28 protein-coding genes, 2 pseudogenes and 1 riboswitch are annotated in these 26,698 nt (G+C 71.4%); of the genes and pseudogenes, 17 read left to right on the top strand and 13 right to left on the bottom strand.

The genetic code is table 11. The features are described from left to right. The first annotated feature begins 45 nt into the window (after nt 1-45). From PV419_RS03635 to PV419_RS03625, 3 genes are all read left to right on the top strand, one after another. The gene (locus PV419_RS03635) at nt 46-1,137 is read left to right on the top strand and encodes an MBL fold metallo-hydrolase (protein WP_319686147.1); all 1,092 of its coding nucleotides are present in this window, start codon (nt 46-48) and stop codon (nt 1,135-1,137) included. A 229-nt stretch (nt 1,138-1,366) separates the two neighbouring features. Then, a complete protein-coding gene (locus PV419_RS03630; RefSeq protein ID WP_319686146.1) occupies nt 1,367-2,809 on the top strand; it encodes a cytochrome P450 in 1,443 nt (480 codons plus the stop codon). Then, nucleotides 2,773-3,942 (top strand): cytochrome P450, encoded by a 1,170-nt coding sequence (locus PV419_RS03625; protein WP_319686145.1) that lies wholly within the window; start codon nt 2,773-2,775, stop codon nt 3,940-3,942. The genes PV419_RS03630 and PV419_RS03625 overlap by 37 nt, the downstream gene beginning before the upstream one ends. A gap of 41 nt (nt 3,943-3,983) precedes the next feature. On the opposite strand, the pseudogene PV419_RS03620 reads toward PV419_RS03625, so the two are convergent. From PV419_RS03620 to PV419_RS03610, 3 genes and pseudogenes are all read right to left on the bottom strand, one after another. Continuing rightward, nucleotides 3,984-4,266: pseudogene (locus tag PV419_RS03620) on the bottom strand (GNAT family N-acetyltransferase); the annotation flags it as partial. Between the two features lie 14 nt (nt 4,267-4,280). Next, complete coding sequence (locus PV419_RS03615; RefSeq protein ID WP_319686144.1) at nt 4,281-4,427, bottom strand: hypothetical protein; 147 nt, start codon at nt 4,425-4,427, stop codon at nt 4,281-4,283. 9 nt (nt 4,428-4,436) lie between these two features. After that, entirely contained in the window at nt 4,437-5,315 is an 879-nt protein-coding gene (locus PV419_RS03610; protein ID WP_319686143.1) for an NAD(P)H-binding protein, read from the bottom strand. 126 nt (nt 5,316-5,441) lie between these two features. Between PV419_RS03610 and PV419_RS03605 the strand changes: the two genes are divergently transcribed. Continuing rightward, nucleotides 5,442-5,897, top strand: coding sequence for a MarR family winged helix-turn-helix transcriptional regulator (locus tag PV419_RS03605; RefSeq protein WP_319686142.1), 456 nt, complete (start codon nt 5,442-5,444; stop codon nt 5,895-5,897). Nucleotides 5,898-6,116: 219 nt separating this feature from the next. Here the strand turns inward: PV419_RS03605 and PV419_RS03600 are convergent, their stop codons facing one another. The 3 genes from PV419_RS03600 to PV419_RS03590 all read right to left on the bottom strand — a co-directional run bounded on the left by PV419_RS03600 (nt 6,117) and on the right by PV419_RS03590 (nt 8,889). Then, nucleotides 6,117-7,325 carry a transposase gene (locus PV419_RS03600; RefSeq protein WP_319686212.1) on the bottom strand — a complete coding sequence of 403 codons (1,209 nt, stop codon included), beginning with the start codon at nt 7,323-7,325 and terminating at the stop codon, nt 6,117-6,119. Continuing rightward, entirely contained in the window at nt 7,322-7,756 is a 435-nt protein-coding gene (tnpA, locus tag PV419_RS03595) for an IS200/IS605 family transposase (RefSeq protein ID WP_415925216.1), read from the bottom strand. Before tnpA ends, PV419_RS03600 begins: the two co-directional genes overlap by 4 nt. 161 nt (nt 7,757-7,917) lie before the next feature. Next, a complete protein-coding gene (locus PV419_RS03590) occupies nt 7,918-8,889 on the bottom strand; it encodes a helix-turn-helix transcriptional regulator (RefSeq protein WP_319686140.1) in 972 nt (323 codons plus the stop codon). 63 nt (nt 8,890-8,952) lie between these two features. Here PV419_RS03590 and PV419_RS03585 point away from each other — a divergent pair, with 63 nt between their 5' ends. Continuing rightward, nucleotides 8,953-10,197: an epoxide hydrolase gene (locus PV419_RS03585; RefSeq protein WP_319686139.1), complete on the top strand. Its 1,245-nt coding sequence runs from the start codon at nt 8,953-8,955 to the stop codon at nt 10,195-10,197. Nucleotides 10,198-10,355: 158 nt separating this feature from the next. Then, nucleotides 10,356-10,877 (top strand): GNAT family N-acetyltransferase, encoded by a 522-nt coding sequence (locus PV419_RS03580; protein WP_319686138.1) that lies wholly within the window; start codon nt 10,356-10,358, stop codon nt 10,875-10,877. 36 nt (nt 10,878-10,913) lie between these two features. On the opposite strand, the gene PV419_RS03575 is transcribed toward PV419_RS03580, so the two are convergent. Further along, the gene (locus PV419_RS03575; protein ID WP_319686137.1) at nt 10,914-11,906 is read right to left on the bottom strand and encodes a YafY family protein; all 993 of its coding nucleotides are present in this window, start codon (nt 11,904-11,906) and stop codon (nt 10,914-10,916) included. 62 nt (nt 11,907-11,968) lie between these two features. Between PV419_RS03575 and PV419_RS03570 the strand changes: the two genes are divergently transcribed. Then, on the top strand, nt 11,969-12,700 hold the full coding sequence (locus PV419_RS03570) for an alpha/beta hydrolase (protein ID WP_319686136.1): 732 nt from the start codon (nt 11,969-11,971) through the stop codon (nt 12,698-12,700). A gap of 287 nt (nt 12,701-12,987) precedes the next feature. Here the strand turns inward: PV419_RS03570 and PV419_RS03565 are convergent, their stop codons facing one another. Continuing rightward, nucleotides 12,988-13,548, bottom strand: coding sequence for a GNAT family N-acetyltransferase (locus PV419_RS03565; protein WP_319686135.1), 561 nt, complete (start codon nt 13,546-13,548; stop codon nt 12,988-12,990). Continuing rightward, nucleotides 13,545-14,807, bottom strand: a complete 1,263-nt coding sequence (locus PV419_RS03560) for a Tat pathway signal protein (RefSeq protein WP_319686134.1) — start codon at nt 14,805-14,807, stop codon at nt 13,545-13,547. Before PV419_RS03560 ends, PV419_RS03565 begins: the two co-directional genes overlap by 4 nt. A gap of 184 nt (nt 14,808-14,991) precedes the next feature. Here PV419_RS03560 and PV419_RS03555 point away from each other — a divergent pair, with 184 nt between their 5' ends. Genes PV419_RS03555 through PV419_RS03545 form a run of 3 tightly spaced genes read left to right on the top strand, consistent with a single transcriptional unit; the run spans nt 14,992 to nt 16,834 of the window. Then, a complete protein-coding gene (locus tag PV419_RS03555; RefSeq protein ID WP_319686133.1) occupies nt 14,992-15,453 on the top strand; it encodes an ATP-binding protein in 462 nt (153 codons plus the stop codon). Between the two features lie 59 nt (nt 15,454-15,512). Beyond that, the gene (locus PV419_RS03550) at nt 15,513-15,650 is read left to right on the top strand and encodes a hypothetical protein (RefSeq protein ID WP_319686132.1); all 138 of its coding nucleotides are present in this window, start codon (nt 15,513-15,515) and stop codon (nt 15,648-15,650) included. Beyond that, nucleotides 15,647-16,834, top strand: a complete 1,188-nt coding sequence (locus PV419_RS03545) for a methyltransferase domain-containing protein (RefSeq protein WP_319686131.1) — start codon at nt 15,647-15,649, stop codon at nt 16,832-16,834. The genes PV419_RS03550 and PV419_RS03545 overlap by 4 nt, the downstream gene beginning before the upstream one ends. A 40-nt stretch (nt 16,835-16,874) precedes the next feature. Here PV419_RS03545 and PV419_RS03540 read toward each other — a convergent pair whose 3' ends face one another. From PV419_RS03540 to PV419_RS03530, 3 genes are all read right to left on the bottom strand, one after another. Next, on the bottom strand, nt 16,875-17,723 hold the full coding sequence (locus PV419_RS03540; protein ID WP_319686211.1) for a class I SAM-dependent methyltransferase: 849 nt from the start codon (nt 17,721-17,723) through the stop codon (nt 16,875-16,877). Between the two features lie 47 nt (nt 17,724-17,770). After that, nucleotides 17,771-18,394, bottom strand: coding sequence for an RraA family protein (locus tag PV419_RS03535; protein ID WP_319686130.1), 624 nt, complete (start codon nt 18,392-18,394; stop codon nt 17,771-17,773). An 89-nt stretch (nt 18,395-18,483) separates the two neighbouring features. Further along, nucleotides 18,484-18,750, bottom strand: coding sequence for an LppP/LprE family lipoprotein (locus PV419_RS03530; protein WP_319686129.1), 267 nt, complete (start codon nt 18,748-18,750; stop codon nt 18,484-18,486). Nucleotides 18,751-18,978: 228 nt separating this feature from the next. Between PV419_RS03530 and PV419_RS03525 the strand changes: the two are divergent. Both PV419_RS03525 and PV419_RS03520 read left to right on the top strand, forming a co-directional pair. Continuing rightward, nucleotides 18,979-19,125, top strand: a pseudogene (locus PV419_RS03525) (hypothetical protein); the annotation flags it as partial. A gap of 59 nt (nt 19,126-19,184) precedes the next feature. Further along, nucleotides 19,185-19,568: a hypothetical protein gene (locus PV419_RS03520; RefSeq protein WP_319686219.1), complete on the top strand. Its 384-nt coding sequence runs from the start codon at nt 19,185-19,187 to the stop codon at nt 19,566-19,568. Here the strand turns inward: PV419_RS03520 and PV419_RS03515 are convergent. Next, entirely contained in the window at nt 19,540-20,361 is an 822-nt protein-coding gene (locus PV419_RS03515; protein WP_319686128.1) for a DUF5984 family protein, read from the bottom strand. The genes PV419_RS03520 and PV419_RS03515 overlap by 29 nt on opposite strands. A gap of 114 nt (nt 20,362-20,475) precedes the next feature. Then, nucleotides 20,476-20,555, top strand: a riboswitch (cobalamin riboswitch). 184 nt (nt 20,556-20,739) lie between these two features. On the opposite strand from PV419_RS03515, the gene PV419_RS03510 reads away from it, so the two are divergent. The 5 genes from PV419_RS03510 (at nt 20,740) to PV419_RS03490 (ending at nt 26,588) form a co-directional block, all read left to right on the top strand. Next, nucleotides 20,740-22,059 carry a prenyltransferase/squalene oxidase repeat-containing protein gene (locus tag PV419_RS03510; protein ID WP_319686127.1) on the top strand — a complete coding sequence of 440 codons (1,320 nt, stop codon included), beginning with the start codon at nt 20,740-20,742 and terminating at the stop codon, nt 22,057-22,059. Further along, nucleotides 22,059-22,733: an SCO2322 family protein gene (locus PV419_RS03505; protein WP_319686126.1), complete on the top strand. Its 675-nt coding sequence runs from the start codon at nt 22,059-22,061 to the stop codon at nt 22,731-22,733. The genes PV419_RS03510 and PV419_RS03505 overlap by 1 nt, the downstream gene beginning before the upstream one ends. Then, on the top strand, nt 22,730-23,869 hold the full coding sequence (locus PV419_RS03500; RefSeq protein ID WP_319686125.1) for an energy-coupling factor transporter transmembrane component T: 1,140 nt from the start codon (nt 22,730-22,732) through the stop codon (nt 23,867-23,869). Before PV419_RS03505 ends, PV419_RS03500 begins: the two co-directional genes overlap by 4 nt. After that, a complete protein-coding gene (locus tag PV419_RS03495) occupies nt 23,866-25,530 on the top strand; it encodes an ABC transporter ATP-binding protein (protein ID WP_319686124.1) in 1,665 nt (554 codons plus the stop codon). Before PV419_RS03500 ends, PV419_RS03495 begins: the two co-directional genes overlap by 4 nt. A 299-nt stretch (nt 25,531-25,829) precedes the next feature. Next, nucleotides 25,830-26,588 carry an ECF transporter S component gene (locus tag PV419_RS03490; RefSeq protein WP_319686210.1) on the top strand — a complete coding sequence of 253 codons (759 nt, stop codon included), beginning with the start codon at nt 25,830-25,832 and terminating at the stop codon, nt 26,586-26,588. The last annotated feature ends 110 nt before the right edge of the window (nt 26,589-26,698 follow it).

Genomic DNA, 26,698 nt, shown 5'->3' with positions numbered 1-26,698 from the left:
GCAATGCTTGCGTTGCTCGACGAGCGGCCGGGAGAGGGGACATCCATGACGGGGGCAGGGGCAGCGAGGGAAGCGGGAGCGGCAGGGGCATCAGGAGTAACCGACCACGGCGGCGGGGTGTGGAGCATCCCGGTCCCCATCCCGGACAACCCCCTCGGCCACACCCTCGTCCACCTCCTTGACACCGACCGCGGCCCGGTCCTCATCGACACCGGCTGGGACGACCCGACCTCCTGGGACACCCTCACCGCCGGCCTCGCCGCCTGCGGCACCTCGGTGTCCGACGTCCACGGCGTGCTCGTCACCCACCACCACCCCGACCACCACGGGCTGTCCGCCCAGGTCCGTGAGGCCTCCGGCGCGTGGATCGCCATGCACGAAGCCGACGCCGAGGTCGTACGCCGCACCCGCGAGGCAGAGCCCACCCGCTGGCTGGACTATCTCGCCGTGAAGCTCACCGCCGCCGGAGCCCCTAAGGAGCACCTCGCCCCGCTGCGCGAAGCCCGCGCGTCGGGCCATACTGGCACCCTCCCAGGCAGCCGCGCCGCCCAGCCCGACCGCCATATCACCCCCGGAGAACTCCTCGATCTGCCCGGCCGCCGGCTGCGCGCCATCTGGACACCCGGCCACACACCCGGCCATGTCTGTCTGCACCTCGAGGAGGCCCACCCGGCGGCCGCCGAGGGCATGCCCGGCCATGGCCGCCTGTTCTCCGGCGACCATCTGCTGCCCGAGATCAGCCCGCACATCGGCCTGTACGAGGACCCCGACGACGCGACCGTGACCGACCCCCTCGGCGACTACGTGGACTCCCTCGAACGCGTCGCCGCCCTCGACCCGGCCGAGGTGCTCCCCGCCCACCAGCACGCCTTCACCGACGCCCCGGGCCGGGTCCGGGCACTGCTGCGCCACCACGAGGAGCGCCTGGCCGGGCTGCGCGCCCTGCTGCTCGGCGCGCCGCTGACGCCGTGGCAGCTGGCCGAGGCCATGGAGTGGAACCGCCCCTGGGCCGACATCCCCTACGGATCGCGCAACATCGCGGTCTCGGAGGCCGAGGCGCATCTGCGCCGCCTGGTGAAGCAGGGCCGGGCGGAGCCGGTGCCGGGCACGGACCCGGCGGCGTACCGGGCGGTGTGACCGCCGCCCTCCAATCCGCGGCGGCGGTGGCGGCGACGACGGGTCGGCTCGGTGGCATACCAGGCGGTTTGAGTCTCTCTCAGGGGTGGAGGCGTCGGTGATCCACAGCTAGCCTTACCCCCGTTCGGCCGTGCCGTACGACGTCTCCGCCTCACGGGATCGAGCCGGGCCCACCCCCCGCCATGCCAATGCCATGCCCCGTTCATCCCAGCCCCACCCAGGAGCACGTGTGCCGACCTCCACCCCCGACGCCGGTCCGACGCCGCCCCCCGGCTGTCCCGCACACTCCGGCCCGTACAGCGAACCGGGCCAGCCCGAGCCGCTGTACGGGCCCGAGTTCGCCACCGACCCCTCCGCCGTCTACGCACGGCTGCGCGCGTACGGGCCCGTCGCGCCCGTGGAGCTCTCCCCCGGTGTCCACGCCTCGCTCGTCACGAGCTACGCCACCGCGCTGGAGATCATGCGCAACACCGAGACCTTTCCCAGGGACCCACGCCGCTGGGAAGCCCTCGCCGACGGCACGGTCCCCATGGACAACCCCGTCGTCCCGATGATGGCCTACCGGCCGAACGCCATGTACACCGACGGCGAGGTGCACGAGCGGTTTCGCAGCGCGGTGTCCGACACCCTCAACCGGCTGAACCCGCACGCCCTGCGCACCTATGTCGAGCAGAGCGCCGACCTCCTCATCGACCTCTTCGGCCCTGAGGGCGAGGCCGAACTGCTCACCGAGTACTGCGCCCGACTCCCGCTGCTCGTCTTCAACCAGCTCTTCGGCTGTCCGCCCGAGCTCAGCGAGAAGCTGGTCAAGGCCATGGCCGCGATCTTCGATGCCGACGAGGACACCGAGCAGGCCAACGCCCTCCTCAGCGAGACCCTCTTCGCTCTCGTCGCCATGAAGCGGGCCGACCCCCAGGCGGACATCACCTCCTGGCTGCTGGCCCACCCCGCCCGGCTCGACGACGAGGAGATGGTCCATCAGATCGCCCTGCTCACGGGCGGCGGCACCGAGCCGGTGCAGAACCTGATCTGCAACGCGCTGCGACTGCTGCTGTCCGACGACCGGTTCGCGGGCGACCTGTCGGGCGGAACCATGCCGGTCGACGAGGCGCTCGACGAAGTGCTGTGGACCGACCCGCCCATAGCCAACTACGCCACCCACTTCCCGGCCCGCGACGTCACCGTCGCCGGACACCGGCTGCTCAAGGGCACCCCCGTCCTCATCAGCATGGCCGCCGCCAACAACGACCCGCACCTGGTCTCCGACCGCCGCGGCAACCGCGCCCACCTGGCCTTCGGCGCGGGCCCGCACGCCTGCCCCGCGAAGGACCCGGCACGGATCATCGCCTCCACCGCCATCGAGAAGCTTCTCGACCGCCTTCCGGACATCGAGCTGGCCACCGAGCCCGACCAACTGCGCTGGCGTCACGGCCCCTTCCACCGCTCCCTGGCCGCACTGCCGGTACGTTTCCCTCCGGTAGCCGCCAAGTACGATGACGCGGATGCCGTGGTGACCGACCAGAACCCCGGAGGCAATACGTGGAACCCCAGCCCCAGCCCTTCGTCCTCGACGCCCACGGACACGACATCCACGGGGAGGGAGCACGCCTCCGGAAGCGCGGCCCGGCGACCCTGGTGGAACTCCCTGACAGCGTGGTGGCGTGGGCGGTAACCGACCCCGCCCTCCTCAAGCGGCTGCTCACCGACCCGCGCGTCTCCAAAGACCCCCGCCGGCACTGGCCGGCGTTCATGCGCGGCGAGATCCCCGCGACCTGGCCCCTGATCGCCTGGGTCGCGGTGGAGAACATGTTCACCGCCTACGGCGCCGACCACACCCGGCTGCGCAAGCTCGTCGCCAAGGCCTTCACCACCCGCCGCACGGCCGCGCTGCGCCCCCGTATCGAGAGCCTGGTGTCCGGTTTACTGGACGACCTCGCGGCCACCGGTCCCGACGCGGTGGTCGACCTGAAAGCGGCGTACTGCTTCACGATCCCGATCGGTGTCATATGCGAGCTGCTCGGCATCCCCGAGGGCGAGATGCGCGAGCGCGAGCTCGGGTTCATCGACACCATATTCCGTACCAACGCGGGGCCCGAGGAGGCCCTCGCCGCCTTCCAGGGCCACGAGGCCCTGCTGCACGAAGTCGTGGCGCTCAAGCGGGAGACCCCGGGCGACGACATCACCAGCGACCTCATCGCCGTCCGCGACGAGGACGGCTCCCGCCTCACCGAGCAGGAACTCGCCGACACCGTCGGCCTGCTGATCGCCGCCGGCTACGAAACCACGGTCCAGCTCCTCGACAAGGCCGTCCACGCCATGCTGACCCACCCCGACCAGCTCGCCCTGGTCCGCTCGGGCCAGGTCTCCTGGGACGAGGTCATCGAGGAGACCCTGCGCGCCGAGCCACCGGTGGCCAACCTGCCGCTGCGCTACGCCGTCGAGGACATCGAGCTCCCGGACGTCACCATCAAGCAGGGCGACGCGATCCTCGTCTCCCTCGCCGCCGCCAACCGCCACCCCGACCTCCACGGCGACGACGCCGACCGCTTCGACATCACCCGAGCCGCCAAGGAGCACCTGGCCTTCGGCCACGGCGTCCATTACTGCATGGGCGCCCCCCTGGGCCGCCTCGAAGCCCAGATCGCCCTCCCCGCCCTCTTCGACCGCTTCCCCGACCTCCGGCTCGCGGTCCCCCCGCAGAACCTCCGCCCCGTCCCCACCTTCATCTCCAACGGCCACCAGACACTTCCGGTGTGCATGGGCAAGGAGGCGGCCGCGACACCGACCGCCGGCCCGGTCGGCTGACACCCCCGGGGAGCGGCACGCCGCTCCCCGGGCTCGGCTTCTCATCCGGCCGGACGAGCCGTCTGCCGCTCCCAGTCCTCCCTCGTCAGCCGGTACTCGACTTCGCCGTGCTCGGAGCCGTCGATCGCCTCGGGCCAGTCTCCGAAGTAGCCGCGGACAAAGGTCAGCCCCGCCTTCTCCATCACGCGGCGCGACCCGGCGTTGACGGCCATCGTGTTCGCGGTCACCAGTTGGACACGAGCTCGGTGAACCCCTGGCGAATCAACGCCCGCGCCCCTTCGGTGGCATAGCCGCACCCCACGCGGCGGCCCGCAGGCGATATCCGAATCGTGCACCGCTCACGCCCACCCGTTTGCCTCGCCGTACGCGAGGGGTTCCCGCAGCCGGTCGCCGAGGCCCCGGACGAGAGCGTCGAGTGGCAGCCCCCGGGCGAACACAACATTCACCTCATGGCCGGGGAAGGAGCCCTGTATCCAGTTGGTCATGCCCGCACCTTAGGCACCGGGACCGACAGCCGGGCGAGGCCGCCGGAACGCGTCGGCGTTACGGGCGCACCAGTCCGCGAAGGTCCGCGGCCCGCGCCCGAGCAGCCGCTCCACGGTGTCCGTCCGGAACCCGACGGTGTCGGCGCGCATGAGGGCGAAGCCCTCCGTAATGGCGTCGGCGAGTGCCTGGGGTGCCCCGTTGGGGAAGCGGAACCGTACGGCCTCCGCCGGTGTGGCGGCCTGTCGGACCTCGATGTCGCGGCCGACCGTCTCGGAGATGATCCGGACCTGCTCGGCGACGGTGAACGTCTCGTCGCCGGTGAGGACGTACTCCTCGCCCTGGTGGCCCTCCTCGGTCAGGGCGAGGGCGGCGACCGCGGCGATGTCGGCCGGGTCGATCGGCGCGTAGCGGCCCGGGCCGACCGGGTCGAGGACGTGGTTTCCCTCGCGGATGGTGGGCAGCCAGTCGAGGGCGTTGGTCATGAAGCCGCCGGGCCGCAGGAATGTGACGGGTATGCCGGAGGCGCGGATGATCTTCTCGCGTTCGTGGTGCCAGCGACCCATGGCGGGGATCGGGTCCATGACGACGTGGAAAGAGGACAGGTGCACGATGTGGCGAACCCCGGCGGCCTCGGCGGCGGCAACGGCGGCGGTCGTGTAGTCGGTGCCGATGCCCTGCGTGAGCAGGAAGAGTTTGTCGACGCCGACAAAGGCGGGGGGCAGTGTCGCGGGTTGCCCCAGGTCGCCGACGACGCGCTCGGCGCGCTCGGGCAGTCCGGCGGCGCGGGCGGGGTCGCGGACGAGGAGACGTGACTTCGCGCCCTTCGCGTCGAGTGCGCGAGTGAGTTCACGGCCGATGTTCCCGGTGGCTCCGGTGACCAGTATCATCGTGGCTCCCCCATGTCGTTTGCCGTCTAGCGAATCCGGAAGAAACGTTAGCCGGTGAATGATTAGCCGTCAATCGACTTGCTCACGACTCGGGCATCCGCTCCCGCGCATCACCGAAAGGCCGCGATGTCACAGTTCCTGGACCTGCACGGCAGAACGTCGAAGGTGCTCCGGGCCCTGACCGACGCGGCCATGCGACGCCATGGGCTGCACGTCGGTCAGAACCACCTGCTCGCCGCGCTGTGGGAGCGGGACGGCAGCACACCCGGCGAAGTCGCCGCCGCCCTGAACGTCACGACACCCACCGTCGTCAAGATGGCCGACCGGATGACCGCGGCCGGGCTGCTCACCCGTCGCCGCGACGACCGGGACAACCGCCTCGTCCGGCTCTGGCTCACCGACGCGGGGCGTGCGCTGCAGAAACCGGTCGAGGCGGAGCGACGGCTGATCGAGGAGAAGGTCACCGCCGATCTCACCGAGGCCGAACTCGAATCCCTCATGACGGCCCTGGCGAAGGTCCATCGGGCGGCGAGCGAGCTACTGAGCGAGCCGATCGACCACGGCGACTCGGCCAATACCTGACACAGGCTCAAGAGCGGGAGTGGGGGACAAGAGAGCCCACGGCAAGAGCGGTGAGCATGCGAGTCGACACCTGATCCCCCTCAGGTTGGAAACCCGAGCCGCATCATAGGTCCCCGTGCCGGGGATCGACCAAGAGCGCGACGCGCTCGCCCGGCGGCCGTGGCGCATCCGACCGTGACTCCACCCACGCGTAAACGCGTGAACTTCCTGCGTCGGTGGCTAAGCCGCCGTGCAGAGGACCAGCCCGGCCCTGCTGAGGACGTTGAGGGCGCCTACGTGGTCGGCGTTCGCGAGGAAGCCGCACTCGGTGCACTCGAACTTTGCTTGGCTGACGCGGTTCTCCTTGGCGACGTGCCCGCATTCAGGGCAGGTGCGGGAGGTGTTGCGGGCCTCCACCGGAATCACGCGGCGAGCGGCACTCTCAGCCTTCTGCGCCAGGATCCCGAAGAACAGTCCCCAACCCGCGTCGAGGATGCTGCGATTCAGCCCGGCCTTGGCAGCGGCCCCGTTCGGCAGGAACGCGCCCGCCTGCTCGGGGTCGGGCTTGGATGCTGGGCTCTTGGTCATTCCAGCCGTGTTCAGCTTCTCGTGCGCGATCACGTCGTGATCGCGGATCAGCTCGTTCGCTGCCTTGTGGTGGTGATCCAGGCGCTGACGGCGGATCTTGGCGTGCAGTTTGGCGACCGTCCGGGCGGCGGCACGGTGCTTCTTCGTCCGCCGTTTCGTTCGCCTGGGGAACGTCGAAAGGTGCTGCTGAGCTTCGGCCAGCGCCTCGGCGGACGCTTCGAGGAAGCGCGGGTTTTCGAAGTGCTCACCGCTGGATGTGGTCAGGAAGTGGGTCACGCCCATGTCGATGCCGACGATCGAGCCGGTGGCCGGAAGGGGCTCGGCGGGTACCTCGTCGCAGGCGAGGATGACGTACCAGTGCCTGCCCTCCCGTTTGACGCTTATCGTCTTCACCCGGCCGCGTACCGGGCGGTGCTGGTGCACGCGGACATGCCCGACGCCTTGCAGGCGTACGCGGGTCTGACGGTCGTGCGGGGTGGAGTCCCAGCGGCAGCCGTCGCCGTCCTTCGGGAACTCCACCGTGTCGAAGTGACCGACGCCCTTGAACCTGGGATAGCCCGGCGTCTGACCGGCCTTCACCCGGCGGAAGAACGCGGCGAACGCCTTGTTCAGCCTGCGCAGCGTCGCCTGCTGCGAGGAAAACGACCAGCGGCCCTGCCGCTCGGGGTCGAAGGTGCGGATCTCTTTGAGCTGCGCGGACTGCTGCCCGTAGCTGATGCTCGTCTTCGAGCTGTGCCGGTAGGCGTCCCGGCGTTCCTGCAAGGCTCCGTTGTAGAGCGAGCAGTGATCGGCCAGCATCTCGCCAAGCGCCTGCTCCTGGCGCACGGTGGGGCGAAGACGGAACTTGTAGGCCCGCATCACGAGCGGGCCTCCTCGTCCTTCTTCCAGGGGCGTTCCCACTGCGTGTTGATGTACTTCTCCACCGTTGCCGCCGACACGGCGCCGACCGATGCGGCGAAGTACGACGACGACCACAAGGTGGGCATCCGCGACTTCAAGTGCGGGAACTCTTCCCGCAGCACGCGAGAGGTGAAGCCCTTGAACTGGTTCGCGACATACGAGGCGGACGATTTCGGATCGTGTTTGACGAACAGGTGCACGTGGTCCGGCATCACCTCAAGGGCGATAATCTCCCACCCGCGCTCTTCGGCCTTGACTCGGATCAGTTCGTCCAGGCGTTCCGCGACCCGGCCACCGAGGACCGGACGGCGATACTTCGGGCACCACACCACGTGAAGCCCGAGGTCGTACACGCCGCCGGAGAACCGGCGAACCTTCCGGGTCGCAGCCACACGATCACTATACACGCGCCACAGGTCTAGTGCGGGTGGTTCACGGCTCAGCTCAACCGCACAGACCCGTGAGACAGTTGATGTCAGAGCAGCCCAAAGAAGCGATTCCCCACCCCGCTAAAGCGGGGCGTCCCCTCGCTAGATATCGGATGGAGGGTCGCTTACTCCCTCCCGTCGCCACCGCGAAAGGCGCGCCGGCAGCGCGCGGCGTGGGCGCGCAGGGCGTCGGCCAGTTCGGGCGGGCCGTCGGTGAGGGTGAAGTCGAGGTCCACCGAGGTGATCATCCACATCAGGTTCCAGACGGAGTCCGCGCCGAGGTGCAGCAGACAGCCCCGCCCGTCCACGGCCTCGATCGCGCCCATGCCCGGCCAGACCCGTTCGGCCGCCTCCTCGGCGGACGCGTGCAGCGTGACCGTGGCCTGGTACGGCCAGGCGCGGTGGGAGAGCTGCCGGGACAGATACGCGGCGACGTCGCCGTCGGGCGCCGGCCGGGGGGTGAACCGCGGGCCGGTCGGCGTGCGCGGGGTGAGCCGGTCCACGCGGAAGGTGCGCCAGTCGTCGCGGCCGGTGTCCCAGGCGACGAGGTACCAGTGGCGGTCGAAGTGGACGAGGCGGTGGGGTTCTACGGAGCGGACGGTGGCGCCGGTGCGCGGGCTGGAGTAGTCGAAGCGGAGGCGTTCGCCTCGCCTGCACGCGTCCGCGATCACCATCAGCGTGTCCGGTGGCACCTCCGGTCCGGTCGGCCCGATGCGCAGCGTGGCCTGCTTCAGCGCGTCCACGCGGTGCCGCAGCCGGGACGGCAGCACCTGCTCCAGCTTGGCCATGGCGCGCAGCGACGCCTCCTCGATGCCCGCGACCGCTCCGCCGGCCGCCGTCCGCAGGGCGATCGCCGCCGCGACGGCCTCGTCGTCGTCGAACTGCAGCGGAGGCAGGGACGCACCGGCCCCCAGACGGTAGCCGGCGACTCCCCGCGTGGCGTGCACCGGGTAGCCGAGTTCGCGCAGCCGGTCCACGTCGCGGCGCACCGTGCGCGTCGAGACGCCGAAGCGCTTGGCGAGTTCGGCGCCGGTCCATTCCCGGCGCGTCTGCAGAAGCGACAGCAAGCGCAGCAGCCGCGCCGAGGTCTCCACCATTCCCCCGAGGTTGCCACGAACTTGGGAACGTATCTGTCCTAAGCCCCTCCTAGCCTTCCGGTCATGGCACAGAACACCGCCCACGACGACACTGTCCGCCCCTTCCGCATCGCGATCGCGCAGGACCGGATCGACGACCTCAACGCCCGCCTCGCCAACGCCCGTTGGCCGGGCGAGCTGCCGGGCGTCGGCTGGAGCCGCGGGGTTCCGGTGGGCTATCTGAAGGAGCTCGCCGACTACTGGCGCGCCTCGTACGACTGGCGCGAGCAGGAGGCCGCCCTCAACGCCCACCCGCAGTTCGTCACCACCGTCGACGGGCAGAACCTGCACTTCCTCCACGTACGCTCCCCCGAACCGGACGCCACCCCGCTGATGCTGCTGCACGGCTGGCCCGGCGGCTTCACCGACTTCCTCGACGTCATCGGGCCGCTGTCCGACCCCCGGTCACACGGCGGGGACCCGGCCGACGCCTTCCATCTGATCATCCCCTCGCTCCCGGGGTTCGGCTTCTCCACGCCGCTGGCCGGCCCCGGGATGAACGCGGCCCGGATGGCCGAAGTGCTGGACCAGCTGATGGCCCGGCTGGGCTACCGGCGGTACGGCGTCCAGGGGTACGACACCGGGTCCTGGGTGGCGCCCCAGCTGGGCAAGCAGGCACCCGAGCGCGTCATCGGCATACACCTCAACGCGATGATCACCTTTCCGATCGGAGCGGAGGGCGAGACGGACGGCCTGAGCGAGCCCGACCAGCGCCGCTGGCAGCGCCTGCAGCACGCCAACGACGGCTACCTGCAGTGCAACGCCAAACGGCCGCAGACGGTGGCATACGGCCTGCATGACTCACCGGTGGGTCAACTCGCCTGGATAGTCGAGAAGTTCAAGGAACTGACCTGGCCGGAGGAGGGCCTGCCGGAGGAGAGCATCGCCCGGGATCGCATGCTGACCGACGTCTCGCTGTACTGGTTCACCGGCACGGCCGGGTCGGCGGCGCAGGTCTACTACGAGGAGATGTCCGCGACGGCATGGACCGACTCGGGCGAGGACGGCGCCGACTGGGGCAATGACGGCACCGACGGCAACGACGGCGCCGACTGGAGCGGCGGAGGAGGCGACTGGACCCCACAGCGCGGCACGGTCCCCACGGCCGTACTGGTCTCGGCCCACGATGTGAGCGTGCGGCGGTGGGCCGAGCGCGATCACAACATCACGGCCTGGACCGAGCTGGAGGAGGGCGGCCACTTCCTGGCGATGGAGGCGCCGGAGGTCCTGACCGCCGACGTCCGTTCGTTCTTCCGGAAGCTGCGCTGAGATGCAGTTACTATGATCACTCCGACGCGAGAGACGCGTGATCACGTGACGAGGAGGTTGATGAATATGGCCGCCGTAGGCCTCCATCGGTATGCCCTCGTCCGGGCCGCGCGGTAGCAGCGTGCGGTCCGGGTCGTTCCAACGACCAGGAGTAACACGTGTCTTCCCCTCCCGCAACAGCATCAGCCCACGATGATCTGACCACCGACCGCCTCGTCCTTCGGACGTGGACCACCGCCGAGGCCACCGCGGTCGTCGGCGACACCAGGTCGGTGGACTGGGCGGACGACTTCCCCGCCGAGGGCGATCGGGTGATCGCGGGCCTCTTCGGCCAGCACCCGGACTGGCTCGGCGCGTACGGCCACCGCCTGATCATCGAGCGTGACAGTGGCCTGGTGGTGGGCTCGCTCGGCCTGTTCTGGCCGCCGAGCGAGGGCACCGTCGACATCGGATACGGCATCGTGGCCTCCCGCCGCGGCAGAGGCTACGCCACCGAGGCCACCCGGGCCCTGGCGGAGTTCGCCCTCACCGCGCCGGATGTCCACACCGTCTCCGCCACCGTGGAGCTGCCGAACCCGTCGTCCTTCCGCGTACTGGAGAAGGCGGGCTTCCACCACGTGGCCACCGAGGACAACGTAGCCCGTTTCAGGATCACGAAGCCGGACCTCGACCGGCGGTGACCCAGTGGGGCCGGCGCCATGCCGCCGGCCCCACCGCTACATCTCACCCATAGCGTCGGCGCAGGTCGCGAGTCGGCGGGCCAGGGCGCGTACGTGGTGACGTAGTGCGTCCGGGTACTCGATCACGAACGGGAGGTCCAGCCAGGCGAGCACGGAGGCGACCCAGTCCAGCCGCTCGGCCCGCAGCAGGATCCGTACCCACGGGCCGCCCTCCTGCGCCGAGTCGGCCGGGAGCTCCCGCACGGTGGCGATCCCGGCCGGGAGCCGGGAGCGGATCCGCTCGGCCGTGCCCTGGACCCGCAGCGACACCTCGTGCAGGTAGGGCACCTCGGCGAGCCCGGACAGCACCCGGGCGGCCGCGTCGAACCCCTGGGGCACCTCGTACGACCCCGGCAGCTCCGTCGCGGCCTCGATCCGGTCCAGCCGGAACGTACGCACCTCGCCGCTGTCCGAGTCCGCCCCTGTCACGTACCAGCGCCCGGAGTGGGCGACGATCCCGTACGGGTGGACGGTGCGCTCGCTGCGCCGCCCGTTCCAGGCGGTGTAGGTGAGGGCGACCGGCCGGCGGTCCCGCGCGGCCTCCGCGAGCATCAGCAGCACGCCCGTCTCCGGGGTGGTCACGGGGCAGGCCGGGGCGGTGAAGTCGGCGGTGGCCAGCAGCGCGTCCAGGCGGCGGCCAAGCGCCTCGGGCAGCACCCGGCGCACCTTGGCGGCGGCGCTCTCCGTCGCCGCGACGGACGTGGTCACCAGCCCGGCCCGCCGACCGGCGACCAGGCCGAGCAGCACGGCCAGCGCCTCTTCGTCGGTGAGCATCAGCGGGGGCATCCGGTAGCCGGGGGCGAGCCGGTAGCCGCCGTACCGGCCGCGCACCGACCGGACCGGGACGTCCAGATCGATCAGGTGGTCGACGTAGCGCCGGACGGTGCGCTCGTCCACGCCGAGCCGGTCGGCCAGGTCGGCGACGGTGCGGGTGCCGCCGGTCTGAAGGATCTCCAGCAGGGCGAGCACGCGGGCGGTCGGTCGGGTCATGCGCGAAGTCTCCCGCGTATACCGGGCGGATCCTGTCCGGTATCCCTCCTAGCGTGTGGGCCATGGCAACCTACGTACTGCTCCCCGGCTTCTGGCTCGGCGCCTGGGCCTGGCGCCCGGTGACAGCCGAGCTGCGCGGCCACGGGCACGACGTCCGCCCGCTCAGCCTGACCGGCCTGGGCGAGCGCGCACACCTGGCCCGGCCCGACACCGACCTGGAGACGCACATCACCGATGTGCTCAACCTGATCCGTTACGAGGACCTGCACGAGGTGGTGCTGGTCGGGCACAGCTACGCCGGGTCGGTGGTGATCCCGAGCGTGGCGGACCGGATACCGGAACGGATCGCTCAACTGGTGTTCATCGACAGCGGGCCGCTGCCGGACGGAATGTCCCAAGCGCAGTTCTCCCCGCCGGAGGATCAAGCGCGCAACGCCGAGCTGGTACGCACGGCGGGGCACGGCTGGCAACTGCCGCCCCCGCCGTGGCAGGAGCTGGCCTCCCGGGTGTCCGGCTTGCCCGCCGACATGCTTGAGCGCCTGACGCGACTGTCGACGCCGCAGCCCTGGGCCACCGCCACCACCCCGGTCCGGCTGACCGGCGCCTGGGAGAAGCTGCCGAGGCTGCATGTGCTGTGCAGCTTCCCGATCGAACAGGTCCAGGCGATGGCCGCCACCGTCCCCGCCTTCCGGCACATGACCGACGAGGGCCTGACCTACCGGGACCTGCCCGGCTGGCACTGGCCGATGTTCGACCGGCCCGGCGAACTGGCGGCGATCCTGCACGAGGCATAGACGATCGCGAGGACCTGGCCATCGTGCCCGTGGTGGTCTTCGGCGACGAGGGCGGAATCGGCATAGTCGCCAAAGACCTCCGGGATCTGTTCCGGCAACTCGGCTGCGACTGGCGGCAGTGGCCTTCCTGGGACGGAGCCCAGTTCGTGAGGCCCGACGCGGACGACGAGCCCAGTCCCCGCCATGGGGAGTACGTCACGTGGCTGGAGGAGACCTTCGACCTCACCCCGCCGGACAACCCGGGCGACCTCCTGGCTCTCGCCCGGCGCCCGGCTCGTATCGGCGGCTCAAGCGATGCGCACCGGGCGCATCATGACCGCGAAGACTGGCGAGTCGGGGAAGGGCTGCTGTGTCGCGATCTGCTCGTATCCCCACGCCTCGTATACGGCTTGGAGGCGACCATCTGCGACCAGCGGGTTGACCAACAGCGTGACGCGCTGTTCGTTCCGTCCGGCGAGAAGTTCCTCATGAATACGGCGGGCGACACCGATGCGACGCCACGGTGCGCGAACAAGGATTTCGTTCAGAGCCAGCGTACGGATACCTGTCTCCTCCACGTAATGATCCGGTAGAGGCGGCACCATATCCTCCCACCAAGCGGTATCGGCGCCGAGCGGCGTGGCAAAGGCATAACCCACCGGCTCCTCACTCTGGTAAGCGATGACTGATTCCCAGCCGGTACGAGAGGCGTACCGGCTCAGCCGTTCGTTGAAGCGCTCGACGGCATAGAAAGGCCGGTCCATCATGCCGAACCCACCACGCACTTCGACGTGAATGTCGAGCAGGAGTTGCCGGACGTCCTCTACGTCGGTCACATGGCGGAAGGTGAGGGCGTTGGTGCCGGTCATGCGATCTCCGTCCTGTGGTCGCGCCAGGCTCGGGCTTCGGGAGTTTTGGGGGCCATGGCGTTCAACCGATGGGTAAATTCGCCAAGGAGCTCGCGAACGCGGCCTCGCTGGGCCATCTCTGGAGCCACGGCCTGAGCGGCAGCAACAGCCGGTTCGATGTCACCCTGGCCTAGTTGGGCGAGCGCGAGATTGGCGTGGGTAAGGGCACGGTTGCGCTTCAGGTCAGGGCGTAGACGAGCTAGGCAACGGTGGGCGCGGTGTTCAGCCTCGGCCCATCTGCCGAGGCTGAGATGAGCGAACAAAGCCAAGCTGTCGAGCTCGGCTTGGTCGAAGAAGTGCATCCATGCGGGACGGGACAGAAAATGATCGGCGCGGTCGAACGCGTCCTGCGCCTGGTCAATGGACCGCAAGGCAGCCGTGGATTCCCCGGAGTCGGCATGGTCGACAGCAAGCCGTGCCAAAGCGAGCGAGGTAAAGAGCGGGTCGCGGCGGGTGATCGCCGTCGCACGGGAGGCTTCGGACGCAGCCATGGCGTCGGCGTGGCGGCCGAACTGGCGGTAGAGGGACCCCGCGTGACCCCAGACCCTGAACTGGACGGCGGAGTTTCCCGCGAGACCGGCGAGGGTGACCGCCTGGTTCAGATGGCCCTGGGCAGCATCCAAACGGCGGCCGTCGATAGCGGCCCACATGGCGCTCGAAGTGAACGCGGAGGCGACAGCGTAAAGCTCAGAGCGGATGCGGCTTGACGCCGTCCCGCGCTGTTGCAGGTCCAGCGTTTCCCGGACGAGCGCAAGGGCGTGTTGCTCAAGTTCCGGGGTGCCCCCATAGCGGTCGTCCTTGGAGACAAGGGTGGCAAGCTTCTCGTTCAGACGTTCCACGTCGGTGGAGCCGAGGCGGCGCGGTCTCTCGGTCGCTGACGTGGTGAGGGACGCGCCGGCGGCCGTCGCCGCCGCAAGGAAGGCACGTCGGTACACGGGATCCTCTTCCGGTGACGCGGGCGGGTCGGGTTGGCGCCCCCGGGGGCGGAACCCTAACTGCAAAGATGTTCGACCCGTGACCCGCGCCAAGGCAACACGCTGCCGCGCATGCGGCCAGGTGATCTCGCCCGAGAGCCATCGGAAGACGCCCCGCTCGGTGCATGTCCCATACGAGCCAGTGAACTCCGCGATAACCGAATTGACCTGCGTCGCGAGCCCATTGGCGCTCACCCCGTGCTCGGCCATCCAGGCGGCAAGCGCCTCGTTCCGTGTTCGCGTCATGACAGAACGTTAAGGGATGGCTCCACTCGCCGGGGAACCAGAAGAGTCAAAACGACAGAGTCCGCCTTCTGAGCCCTTGCCGAGTCCGGCATACCCCCACCGCAGCGCCTGCCGGTTACCTGGACAAGCGCGGACGCGTTGGCACCCTTCGCCACCGGCCTCCGTTCCCCAGGAAGGACCGACGATGCCTCCAAAGCCCTCCAGCGACACCGTCGCCACTGGCCCTACGGCCGACCACCGCGTGCGCCCCGCCGCGACCGGCCGCCCCTCCTACAGCCAGAGCATGCCGTGCGAGGCAACGTCGGTCATACGCGCCCGTCGCCTGGCGGAGGCGGCGTGCGCAGCGTGGGGGCTGCCGGATCTCGCCGCCCCGGCGGCGCTGATCGTGTCGGAGCTGGTCACCAACGCCATCGCGCACAGCGGCAGCCGCTGCCTGCGCGTCACCGTCTCGCGCCCGGGCCCGCGCTGGATCCGCGTAGCCGTCACCGACAAATCCCACGTCCTCCCCACACCTCGCATGGCAGACGCCGACGACGAGAACGGGCGCGGTCTCGCCATCGTCGAGGCCGTCTCCGACCGGTGGGGCACGGACCGACTGCCCTGGGGGAAGCGGGTGTGGGGCGAGCTGCGGGTCGGGCGCGAGTAGTAAGCGGCGCTTCGACGTGGGGAACCGCCCTGCGTCGGCAGAGCAAAGGAGAGCACACAGTGAAGGTCATCCTGCGCAACAGCGACGGCGGGAACGGCGACAAGCTGCCGGGACAGCCCTACCCTGGCCCGCATCAGCCGCCGTCCCCCGATGGCGGCCCCGGTGTCCCCAACCCGCCCAAGGTCGCTGCCCTGTGACGACAGACGCACGCAAGGAGCGCCCCAGCCGTATGGAGCTGGGGCGTGCCCTCAGGTCCGCCGGCTTCCTGTCCCCGGACTGGGCGCCCGCGTTCCAAGCCGTACCCCGCTCCGCGTTCCTGCCTGACGTGATGTGGCCGTTCGACATGAGCACAGGCCGGAGCGTTGCCGTCAGCAAGGCAGACAATCCGGGGGCATGGCAGGGCTGTGCCGACTCCGACGCTCCCATCGTCACGCAATGGGACGACGGGGAGCACTCGGGAGCGGAACCAGGGGAGGTCTCCACCAGCTCCGCGTCCATGCCGAGTGTGGTGTTCTCCATGCTCAGGGACCTGGACGTACAGCCCAAAAAACAAGTCTTGGAAATCGGCACGGGCACGGGCTGGAATGCCGCCCTGTTGGCTCACCGGCTCGGCGTGGAGAACGTCGTCACGGTGGAGGTCGACGAAGCCGTGGCGTCAGCGGCGCGGACGGCTCTTGAGCGTTTCGGGTCGCCCGTCCGAGTCGTCCACGGGGACGGCTTTGAGGGCTACCCCGAGGCCGCGCCGTACGACCGGATCATCGCGACCTGCGGGCTGCGGGCGATCCCGTTCGCGTGGGTGCGGCAGAGCAGACCGCAAGGGGTCATCGTCGCCCCCTGGGGGACGCACTTCAGCAACGGGGACGCCGTCGTACGGCTGGTCGTCGCCGACGACGGGCAGAGCGCGTCCGGGGCGTTCACAGGCCCCGTGGAGTTCATGAAGCTGCGGGCGCAGCGCCGCCCGCCCGTGCTGCACTCCGAGTACGTCGCGGGCAGCGTGGCCGATGGTGACGAGTCTTCCACCACGGTCACGGAAGAAGAGTTCGTGGGCAGCCGGTTCAGCCCGCACCGCTTCGCGCTGGGAGTGTGTGTCCGTGATTGCGGAAGCGTCGTCGCCGACAAGGACGACGGAACACGGCCGGTGTGGTTGTACGGGCTCACCGATCGCTCATGGGCGTGTGTGCAGTTCCGCGACGGGGCGACGGCGCGTGTCTGGCAGTCGGGCCCGCGCCGGCTGTGGGATGAAGCGGAAGCGGCCTATCGGTGGTGGGAGGATCAGGACCGCCCTGGGTTCGGCCGCTTCGGGCTGACCGTGGATGGTGACGGCGAGCGGGTGTGGCTGGACTCGCCGGCCAACCCCGTGCCCGCCCGTGTGACCCCTTGACAGCCCAGCCGCCCGGCCCGGTGAGCGATCGCCGTCCTGATCACAGCGCAGCCGGGTCCCTCCCCCAGACGAAGAGCTCGGTGCTCGGCTGGCGTTCGGAGAACCGGCCCGATGGGGAGGCCTCGCGCAGGAGTTGGCGCAGATCCGCCTCGAAGTCGTCACGGCGCGAGCCGAACAGATGCGGAGCGGAGAACGACATGGAGAACACCCCCGCGACCGCGTCGTCCCACGTACGGACCAGCGCCTGCCCACCGGGAACGACATGGCGCTGGGGACCGGAGAATCCCGCCCGCGCGAACACCGCCGCCTCACCGCCGGTCGTCCCCTGCGGCAACACCCCCTGGCCGGCCCGTCGGACCGGTCCCAGGTAGCGCCTGACCAGCTCCTCCATCGCGGCGTAGGGCACGGGCGGGTGGGGAAGACCGTCGGTGGTTCGGGTCTCGGTCTTCAGGTCCGAGATATGTACCAGCGCCCCGCCGGGTCGGAGCATGTCCTTGATGGTTGCCGCCACCAGTTCGCGATCCATCCAGTGGAAGGACTGGGCGAAGGTGGCGACGGTGAAGGTGCCGAGGCCCGCGGGCAGTTCCTCGGCGCGGGTCCGCGCCCACCGCGTCTTTCCGGTGACTCCCGCCATGGCGGCCTCGCGGCCGGCTTCGGCGATCATGCCGCTGTCCGGGTCCACGCCGACGACCTCGCGGAACAGATGCGCCAGGCTCAGGGCGATGGTGCCCGGGCCGCATCCCACGTCGATGAGGCGCCCTTGCCCGTCGAGTGGCAGAGCCTTGGCGAGCGCGTCCGCGAGCCCGGGGGCGTACGGGAGCCTCCCGCGTCGGTAGTAGGCGGCCGTGCCCGAGAACAGCGTGTCGTCCCACGTCCAGCCCGCGACCATGTTCACCCTCGGCCCTCCGGTAGAGATACAGCGATATATGTGGTCGCTCAGCCCTCGAAGCCCTTGTCGCTCAGGATCTTGTCGATGCGGGCACGGTGCGCCGCCTCCCACGCGTCGAGGGATTCCTCGGCCTCCTTGGCCAACTTCACCCGCGCGGCGAGGAGCACCTCCTGTTGGCGGGCGTGGGGAGTGACCACGATGCCCTCCTCGTCGGCCACCACGATGTCTCCGGCGTTCACATCGACACCGCCGCACCGCACCTGGACATTGAGCGGCTGGGCGGCCGCCTTGGTGCCCGGGATGGGGATGACTCCCCTGGCGAAGACGGGGAAGCCCATCTCGCGTACCTCGCCGAGGTCACGTATCACCCCGTCGAGCACGAACGCCGCGATCCCCCGGCGCTGGGCGACGGCACAGACGTTTCCTCCGGCGAGGGCGTGGTCCACGTCTCCCGACTCGACGACGATGATCGAGCCGGGCTCCGCGCGGTGGATGGCCGCGTGGAGCATGAGGTTGTCACCGGGAGGGCACCGCACGGTGAACGCGAGGCCGGCGACGCGCGGCGTCGGGGACCAGAGTGGGCGGATGCCGATGTCCACGACCTGCTCGCGGCCCAGGATGTCGGCGAGGGTGGTCGGGGGGATGTTCTCGAAGCCGGCCGGATCGGTCATGTTGCGCCTTCTTCCGTCTTCTTCCGTCTTCTTTTATGGACGAGGGGGCCCGGCGGACCACCCTCGTCCATGATCGCGCATGACGGTGGCTAACGGACCGGCTCATTGTGCTGTTCGAAGCCCGGCGGGGACGGGGCGGCCGCGAGGGCCCCGCCGCTCCAGCGGACCTGGTAGCGGGCGGTGCCGCCCGAGGGGCAGCAGTTCGGGTCGCTGTCCTTGAAGATGGGGCGGGCGAGCGTGACCGTCTTGCCGTCCTGCGCTTCGACCGCCATCGCCCCTGGTCCGCTCGCCTGGCCCACGTACCGGTTTCCGTGGAGGAAGAACACGGGGTCGCGGCCGCCGCCGCGACCCAGCACCGCATACCGGGTCCATAGGTCTTACTCACTCAGCTCTCCGCATTCCCCCGCGGCGCGGCCGCAGCACAGCGCCGATTCCGTAGCAGCGGAAGCACAACCGTGACTGCCCTGAGAAGTGAGAATGGTATTAACCACGCAACGCACCTTCACGGCAAGTCGGTTGCCCCCTACGCCCGACAGTCGATGAAGGATCATTGAGACGCACCCGATCAGCAGGAGGAGGCGACGGTGTCCGGCACCGACGGAGGCGGAGGCGAGCGCGTGGCAGGGCTGACGCGGCGGGAGCGGCTACGCGCGGAGCTCGAACGCGACGCCAAGGCGGCCGCACGCCGGATCACCGCCGCTGAGGGGGCCGAAGGGCTCACCGTGGCGGCCGTGGCCCGCAGCGTCGGGGTGACCTCCCCTGCCCTCTACCGCTACTTCGAGGGCAGCTCATGGGCGCCGCCTATCCCAAGGCGGCCGCCGCGTCCGCCGACGACATCCCGCACGCCATATCGCGCGAGCTGGGCGGGGTGTTCGGGCAGCTCTTCACCCGGCTGTGGCGCGAGCAGCGTCTGGCCCACCCGTCCGACCAAGAGATCGACCCGGTCCTGGCACGGCAGTTGCGGACGTACCGCGAGGTCGTCGGCCTCGATGTGCCCATCGGCGTCGTGTTCCTGATGCTCACCTGCTGGCGTCAGATCTACGGCATGCTCTGCCTGGCCGTCTACAGCCACATGTCCTTCGCCCTGGACGACCCGGTGCCGCTGTTCGAGGACATGATGGACCGTCTCCTCGGCATCCTCGGCCTCATCCGGAGCCCTCGTCTCCGCCACTGAGCAGCGAGGCCGCGCCCGCCCGTACGGCGGCCCAGTCGGTGACGTACGTGTACCGCCGGGCCCGCTCCAGCCACCCCGCCCGGTCCCGGTGCTCGCGGCGCAGCTGCTCCAGGTCGAGTTCGATGCCCGGCGGCGGGCCCGCCGCCTCCAACTCTCCGATCCGCCGCTCCATCGCCTCCCGCAGCCCGCGGTCGAACTCGGCCACGGCGGCGACGAAGGCGCTGGTCGGCAGGGTCGTCCGGCCGGTGGCCGGGCCGGCGAACTCGATCTCGTTCTCGGGGTCGGATTGATACGCCCAGCTGATGTTCATGACGTCGTCCTCCCCGGCGACGGTCCGCCAGCAGTGGACGTACGGTGCGACCCGCAGATACCCCATGTCCAGGGCACGGTCGCGGTGCCACCCCGCCGCGGCCTCGGCCGCGGCCTCGGCTTCGGCCTCGGCTTCGGCCTCCGGGGTCTCCTCCCAGTACCAGTCGGCGGGGTCGCCGGCCACGAAGTCGGCCAGGTCCTCGGGCACCGGCTCCAGGGCCGCCGGCAGGAGCGCGAGCAGGTCCTCCCACAGCCTGACCACGTAGTAGTCCACATACGGGTGCGCCGGGCCGCCGCCCTCGCCGCCCCGCAGCCGTCGCACCGTGCGCTCTGAGTAGCGCAGCAGCTCGTGCTCGCCGAGGTCGATCGCGTACCAGCCGTCGGTCAGCCCGAACCAGTGCAGTACGGGGTGCTCGCGCCGCCCCCACGGCCGTACCTCGGCCAAGGGGGTCAGGCCGAAACGGAACCGGATGTCCTGATCCATAGGGAGAGTATGGGCCCGTCCCGCAGCCCGCCCCCAAAGGGCCCGACCGCCGTGGTCCGGCCCGGTTCGGCGCCGGATAAAGTATCCGTGAAAACTTCATCCGCGTCCGATCGGGGGAAGCCGGTGAGAATCCGGCGCTGACCCGCAACCGTGAGTACGGGCTGTGTGCCGCAGGGCGTACGAGCCGGAGCACCTGGTCGGGCGCACCGCAGGCTCCCGCCGTCGGCCCGTCCGGCGGCGGCACCGTCGAGGTATGCGGAACTGAGCCCGGTGTCATCGCGTTCGTGCGTCCCTCGGCGTGCGGGGTGGACGGCCGTGCACGGCCGCGTACCGATGTCCAGCCACCGCCGAGACCATCGACCGAGAGGCACCGTCGCCATGAACGTACGCCGCAGCGCCACGGCTCTGGCCGCCCTGGCCACCCTGTGCACGGCCGCCGCCCCCGCCGCGTTCGCCGACGCCTCGCCCTCCCCGAAGCCGTCCGGCTCATCGGCACTGCCCAAGGGGCTTTACGGCACCAAGGACCCGAAGTTCGACGGGGTGTGGCGGCAGTCACTCGCGCTGCTCGCCCAGGACGCGGTCGGGGTCACCCCGGCGAGGTCGGCCATCGACTGGCTGGCCGGCCAGCAGTGCGAGGACGGCGGCTTCGCCGCGTACCGGGCCGACGCCGCGAAGTCGTGCGACCCGAAGAAGGGCGAGTTCACCGACGCGACGGCGGCGGCGGTGCAGGCGCTGGCCGCGGTCGGCGGGCGCAGCGCCGCCGTCGAGAAGGGCGTCGGCTGGCTGAAGAAGCACCAGAACGACGACGGCGGCTGGGGCATGAACCCGGGCAGCCCGAGCGACGCCAACTCCACCTCCGCCGCCGTCGGCGCCTTCGCCGCCATCGGCCAGGACCCGAAGCAGGTGAAGTCCGCCAAGGGCGGCAAGACGCCGTACGACGTGCTGCTGGGCCTGCAGTTGGGGTGTGAGGCGAAGGAGGGGCAGCGCGGGGCGTTCGCGTATACGGCGGCCAAGGGCGACCCCGGAAAGAAAACCGCCAACGACCTGGCGACCGCGGCCGCCGCGCTGGCCACCGAGGGCAAGGGCTTCGTCTTCGAGCCGGCCGGCAAGGACGACGGCAAGGCCCCGAAGCCGCTGAACTGCGGCGCGGGCAAGGGCGGCAGCGGCAAGCCGGACGGGGCGGCCGAGGCCGCGCAGGCCGCCGCCGCGTATCTGTCGGACACCATGACCGAGCACGGCCGCCATCTGCTGTCCGCCATGCCCGGCGCCAAGGCCCAGCCCGACTTCGGCGGCACGGCCGACGCGATCGTCGCGCTGGCCGCCGGGGAGCACAGCGCGACCGCCGCCAAGCCCCTGCAGTGGCTGCAGAGCGAGAAGAGCGGCGCGCTGGCGTGGGCGAAGGGCGACCCGGGCGCCCTGGCCAAGCTGGTCCTCGCGGCACACGCGGCCGGTGCGGATCCGCGCAGCTTCGGCAGCGTCGACCTCGTCCAGCGGCTGAACGCCACCGGTCCGAAGCCGGAGTCGGTCTCCGCGGCCGGATCACAGTCGGACTCGGGCAAGGACTCGGAGTCGGGCAAGGATGAGAAGGACGACGACAAGGGCGGTGTCGGCGGCGTCTGGTGGACGGTGGGCGTCTTCCTGGTGGCCGGCATCGGCATCGGCTTCCTGCTGAGCGGCCGGAAGAAGCAGCAGCTCTGATGGGTCAACGCGCCGCCCTCTTCTGCGCCGTGCTCATGTCCACGCTGGTGTCCGCGCTCGCGCTCGGCGCCTCGCCCGCGCAGGCCGCGGGCTACCGCTACTGGTCGTTCTGGCAGCGGGAACGGGGCGCCGGCAACTGGACGTACGCCACGCAGGGGCCCGCCACCGCCCGGCCCGGCGACGGCGACACGATCGGGTTCCGGTTCGCGGTGAGCGAGGACTCGGGGGACGCCACCCAGCCGCGCGACTCGGCCGACTTCAAGACGGTCTGCGCGCACACCCCCGCGAAGAATGGCACCAAACGCGTCGCGGTGGTCCTGGACTTTGGCACGGCCGCCGACGCCCCCGACCACCGCACCCCGCCCGAGCCCCGTACGGAGTGCGCGCGGATCGGTCAGGACGCGAGCGCCGGGGACGCGCTGGCGGCCGTCGCCGAGCCGCTGCGCTACAACTCCTCCGCCCTGCTGTGCGCCATCGCCGACTACCCCGCCACGGGCTGCGGCGAGCAGGTCGCCGCCACCAGCGGTGGATCCGGCGGCAGCAGCGGCGGCGGGAACGGCGGGCAGGGCGATGGCGGAGGCGGCCCGTCGGCCGGGCTGATCGGCGGCCTGGCCGCCGTGGTCGCGCTGGGCGCCGCCGCCGTGTGGCAGGCGCGCCGCCACCACCGGCGATGAGCGGCGCCGACCGGACCGCCACCGGACACCCACACACCGCGCGCGGCGCGCTGCACGCCGGGGCCTGGTGGCTGTGGGCCCTCGGGCTGGCCACGGCCGCCTCCCGCACCACCAATCCGCTGCTGCTGGGGCTGCTCGTCACCGTCGCGGGCTATGTGGTCGCCACGTGCCGTACGGACGCGCCGTGGGCGCGCTCGTACGGCGCGTTCCTCAAGCTGGGGCTCGTGGTGCTGGCGATCCGGCTGTGCTTCGCGGTCCTCCTCGGCTCACCGATCCCCGGCACGCACGTACTGGTCACCCTCCCCGAAGTCCCGCTCCCCGACTGGGCGCAGGGCGTGCGCATCGGCGGCCGGGTCACCGCCGAGGGGCTGACCTTCGCGCTGTACGACGGGCTGAAGCTGGCCACCCTCCTGGTGTGCGTCGGCGCCGCGAACGCGCTCGCCAACCCCGCCCGGCTGCTCAAGTCCCTGCCCGGCGCGCTGTACGAGGCGGGAGTGGCGGTCGTGGTCGCGATGACCTTCGCCCCGAACCTGGTCTCCGACGTCCAGCGGCTGCGCGCCGCCCGCCGGCTGCGCGGCCGCCCCGACCGCGGGGTGCGCGCCCTGCTGCAGGTCGGGCTGCCAGTCCTGGAGGGGGCGCTGGAGCGTTCGGTGGCGCTCGCGGCCGCGATGGACGCGCGCGGCTACGGCCGTACCGCCCACGTCCCGCCCGCCGTCGCCCGCGCCACCGCCGCCCTCACCCTCGGCGGGCTGCTCGGCGTCTGCGCCGGTACGTACGGGCTGCTGGCGGCGCAGGGCGCGGGCTTCGGCCTGCCGGTGCTGCTCGCCGGGCTCGCCGCCGCGCTCGGCGGGCTGTGGCTGGGCGGCCGCCGTTCGGTGCGCAGCCGCTACCGGCCGGACCGGTGGGGCGCGCGGGCGTGGCTGGTGTCCGGGTCCGGGGTGGCGGTCGCGGGCCTGATGATCTGGGCGGCCTCGTACGCACCACAGGCCCTGAACCCGCCCGCCGTCCCGCTCACCGCGCCCGTGCTGCCGCTGTGGCCCGCGGCCGGGGTGCTGGTCGGGCTGCTCCCGGCGTTCGTGGCCCCGGGCCCCGTCAAGCCACCCAAGACCCACACCGGCAAGGAGGCCACGCGGTGATCCGCTTCGAGCAGGTGTCCGTCACCTACGACGACGCGGCGCGGCCCGCCCTCCAGGGCGTGGATCTGACCGTTCCGGAGGGGGAGCTGTGTCTGCTCGTCGGCCCCTCGGGAGTCGGCAAGTCGACTCTCCTGGGCGCCGTCTCCGGTCTGGTACCGCACTTCACGGGCGGCACGCTGCACGGGCGGGTCACCGTGGCGGGCCGCGACACCCGGACCCACAAGCCGCGCGAACTGGCCGATGTCGTGGGCACGGTGGGCCAGGACCCGCTGGCCCACTTCGTCACGGACACCGTCGAGGACGAACTCGCGTACGGCATGGAGTCGCTGGGCGTCCCCCCGGACACCATGCGCCGCCGGGTCGAGGAGACCCTGGACCTGCTCGGCCTCGCCGCGCTGCGCGACCGGCCCATCGCGACGCTCTCCGGCGGACAGCGGCAGCGGGTCGCCATCGGCTCGGTGCTCACCACGCACCCGCGCGTCCTGGTCCTCGACGAGCCGACGTCGGCGCTGGACCCCGCGGCGGCCGAGGAGGTCCTGGCGGTGCTGCAGCGGCTCGTGCACGACCTCGGCACCACCGTGCTGATGGCCGAACACCGCCTGGAGCGGGTGGTCCAGTACGCGGACCAGCTGATCCTGCTGCCCTCCCCCGGCGCGGCCCCGGTCGTCGGGGACCCGGCCGCGGTGATGGCGGTCTCGCCCGTCCAGCCGCCCGTGGTCGAGCTCGGCCGCCTGGCGGGCTGGGCCCCCCTCCCGCTGTCCATACGGGACGCCCGCCGCAAGGCGGCCCCGCTGCGGGAGCGGCTGACGCCGCTCGCCCCGGATGGAGAGTCGCGCGGGGCCACCGCCTCGGGGGAACCCGTCGCCGAGGCGGTGCGGCTGGCCGTACGCCACGGGCGGGTCGAGGCGCTGCGCGGCGTGGACCTGACGGTGCGGCCGGGCGAGACGGTGGCGCTGATGGGCCGCAACGGCGCGGGAAAGTCGACCTTGCTGTCCACGCTGGTGGGGATGCACACGCCCGCCTCCGGTTCGGTACGCGTCGGCGCCGCCGGGCCGGGCGGCGGGGGCGTCGGCGGTCGAGGTGTCGTACCGCACCGCACCCGGCCCGCCGAACTGCTGCGCCACGTCGGCCTCGTACCGCAGGAGCCGCGCGACCTGCTCTACGCCGACACCGTCGCGGCGGAGTGCGCGGCGGCCGACCGCGACGCGGGCGCGGCTTCCGGCAGCTGCCGGGAGCTGGTGGGCCGGCTGCTGCCCGGCGTGGCGGACTCGGCGCACCCCCGCGATCTGTCCGAGGGCCAGCGGCTCGCGCTCGCGCTGTCGGTCGTCCTCACCGCGCGTCCGCCGCTGCTCCTGCTCGACGAGCCGACCCGTGGCCTGGACTACGCGGCGAAGGCGCGCCTGATCGAAATCCTGCGCGCGCTGGCCGCGGACGGCCACGCGACCGTCCTGGCCACGCACGACGTGGAGCTGGCCGCCGAACTCGCCCACCGGGTGGTGATCCTGGCTGACGGGGAGGTGGTGGCCGACGGCCCGACGGCGGAGGTGGTGGTGTCCTCCCCCGCGTTCGCCCCGCAGGTCGCCAAGGTGCTGGCCCCGCTGCCGTGGCTGACGGTCCGGCAGGTACGGCGGGCCCTGGGGGAAGCGGAGCGGACCGTATGAGGCTGGGTGGCGACGGCACCGGGCCGGGCCAACCCGGCGTGCGGAGCGAGCCCGGCGCCGACGCCGGGCGGGACCCATTGCGGGATGCCGCCGAGCGCGCCGCCCCGGGGGCCCTCGGTGGCCTCGGCCGTCCCGGTGCCACCGGCGGTCCGGGCCGCGACGCTGATCCCGGCCGCGACGCCGACGCCGGCGGTCACGGTGACCGCGCGCGGGCGTGCGAGCCGGATAAAGCGAACGAGGCGACCGGCGCGGGGCGTCAGGCCCGCGCGGTCCGCCTCGGGCCCCGCTCCGTCGCCGCGCTGGCCCTCGTCTCCGCGATCGGCGTCGCCGCCTTCGGCTGGCCGCTGCTCTCCGACTCCGCGTCCGGGCTCGCCCACTCCGCCGACGCGCCCTGGCTGTTCGCCGCGCTGCTGCCGCTGCTGCTGGCCGTCGTCGTCGCGACGATCGCCGACACCGGTCTCGGCTCCAAGGCCGTCGCGATGCTGGGGGTGCTGGCGGCCGCGGGGGCCGCGCTGCGGCCGCTGGGCGCGGGGACGGCGGGCATCGAGCCGATGTTCTTCCTGATGGTGCTGTCGGGGCGGGTGCTGGGCCCGGGCTTCGGCTTCGTGCTGGGCGCGGTGTCGATGTTCGCCTCAGCGCTGCTGACGGGCGGGGTGGGGCCGTGGATGCCGTTCCAGATGCTGTCCATGGGGTGGGTGGGCATGGGCGCGGGCCTGCTGCCGGGGGCGGATCGGCTGCGCGGGCGGGGGGAGCTGTTGCTGCTCGCCGGGTACGGGGCGGTCGCCTCGGTCTTGTACGGCACGGTGATGAATCTGCAGGGCTGGCCCTATCTGGCCGGGATGGCCTCGGGCGTGTCGTTCGTGCCGGGCGATCCGCTGTCGCACAACCTGGCCCGCTTCGTCGCGTACTGCCTGGCGACGTCTCTCGGCTGGGATCTCCCGCGCGCGGTGGTGACGGTGATACTCACCCTCACCCTCGGCCGTACGGTCCTCAGGGCCCTGCGCCGTGCGACCCGCCGGGCGGCCTTCGACGCGCCGGTCGCCTTCAAGGAGCGCTGAAACCGCGAACGGGCGGTACCGATGAGCAGATCCATCGGTACCGCCCGCCAGCCCCGAGAGCGGCTATCCCTGGTGGTACACGTTCACCGCCCAGTCGGCGACCCACTTCC

Source organism: Streptomyces sp. ME19-01-6, from assembly GCF_033793745.1.
GTDB lineage: Bacteria > Actinomycetota > Actinomycetes > Streptomycetales > Streptomycetaceae > Streptomyces.
The sequence above is the reverse complement of the archived record's forward strand: the minus strand, read 5'-3'. Positions and strand labels throughout refer to the sequence as shown.

What these genes read in the sequence shown, in the direction of transcription:
- PV419_RS03635 (WP_319686147.1), top strand. Translation starts at nt 46, where the DNA reads ATGACGGGGGCAGGGGCAGCGAGGGAAGCGGGAGCGGCAGGGGCATCA.
- PV419_RS03615 (WP_319686144.1), bottom strand. Translation starts at nt 4,427, where the DNA reads ATGACCAACTGGATACAGGGCTCCTTCCCCGGCCATGAGGTGAATGTT.
- PV419_RS03610 (WP_319686143.1), bottom strand. Translation starts at nt 5,315, where the DNA reads ATGATACTGGTCACCGGAGCCACCGGGAACATCGGCCGTGAACTCACT.
- PV419_RS03605 (WP_319686142.1), top strand. Translation starts at nt 5,442, where the DNA reads ATGTCACAGTTCCTGGACCTGCACGGCAGAACGTCGAAGGTGCTCCGG.
- PV419_RS03590 (WP_319686140.1), bottom strand. Translation starts at nt 8,889, where the DNA reads ATGGTGGAGACCTCGGCGCGGCTGCTGCGCTTGCTGTCGCTTCTGCAG.
- PV419_RS03585 (WP_319686139.1), top strand. Translation starts at nt 8,953, where the DNA reads ATGGCACAGAACACCGCCCACGACGACACTGTCCGCCCCTTCCGCATC.
- PV419_RS03575 (WP_319686137.1), bottom strand. Translation starts at nt 11,906, where the DNA reads ATGACCCGACCGACCGCCCGCGTGCTCGCCCTGCTGGAGATCCTTCAG.
- PV419_RS03570 (WP_319686136.1), top strand. Translation starts at nt 11,969, where the DNA reads ATGGCAACCTACGTACTGCTCCCCGGCTTCTGGCTCGGCGCCTGGGCC.
- PV419_RS03565 (WP_319686135.1), bottom strand. Translation starts at nt 13,548, where the DNA reads ATGACCGGCACCAACGCCCTCACCTTCCGCCATGTGACCGACGTAGAG.
- PV419_RS03560 (WP_319686134.1), bottom strand. Translation starts at nt 14,807, where the DNA reads ATGACGCGAACACGGAACGAGGCGCTTGCCGCCTGGATGGCCGAGCAC.
- PV419_RS03555 (WP_319686133.1), top strand. Translation starts at nt 14,992, where the DNA reads ATGCCTCCAAAGCCCTCCAGCGACACCGTCGCCACTGGCCCTACGGCC.
- PV419_RS03540 (WP_319686211.1), bottom strand. Translation starts at nt 17,723, where the DNA reads ATGGTCGCGGGCTGGACGTGGGACGACACGCTGTTCTCGGGCACGGCC.
- PV419_RS03535 (WP_319686130.1), bottom strand. Translation starts at nt 18,394, where the DNA reads ATGACCGATCCGGCCGGCTTCGAGAACATCCCCCCGACCACCCTCGCC.
- PV419_RS03520 (WP_319686219.1), top strand. Translation starts at nt 19,185, where the DNA reads ATGGGCGCCGCCTATCCCAAGGCGGCCGCCGCGTCCGCCGACGACATC.
- PV419_RS03515 (WP_319686128.1), bottom strand. Translation starts at nt 20,361, where the DNA reads ATGGATCAGGACATCCGGTTCCGTTTCGGCCTGACCCCCTTGGCCGAG.
- PV419_RS03510 (WP_319686127.1), top strand. Translation starts at nt 20,740, where the DNA reads ATGAACGTACGCCGCAGCGCCACGGCTCTGGCCGCCCTGGCCACCCTG.
- PV419_RS03505 (WP_319686126.1), top strand. Translation starts at nt 22,059, where the DNA reads ATGGGTCAACGCGCCGCCCTCTTCTGCGCCGTGCTCATGTCCACGCTG.
- PV419_RS03500 (WP_319686125.1), top strand. Translation starts at nt 22,730, where the DNA reads ATGAGCGGCGCCGACCGGACCGCCACCGGACACCCACACACCGCGCGC.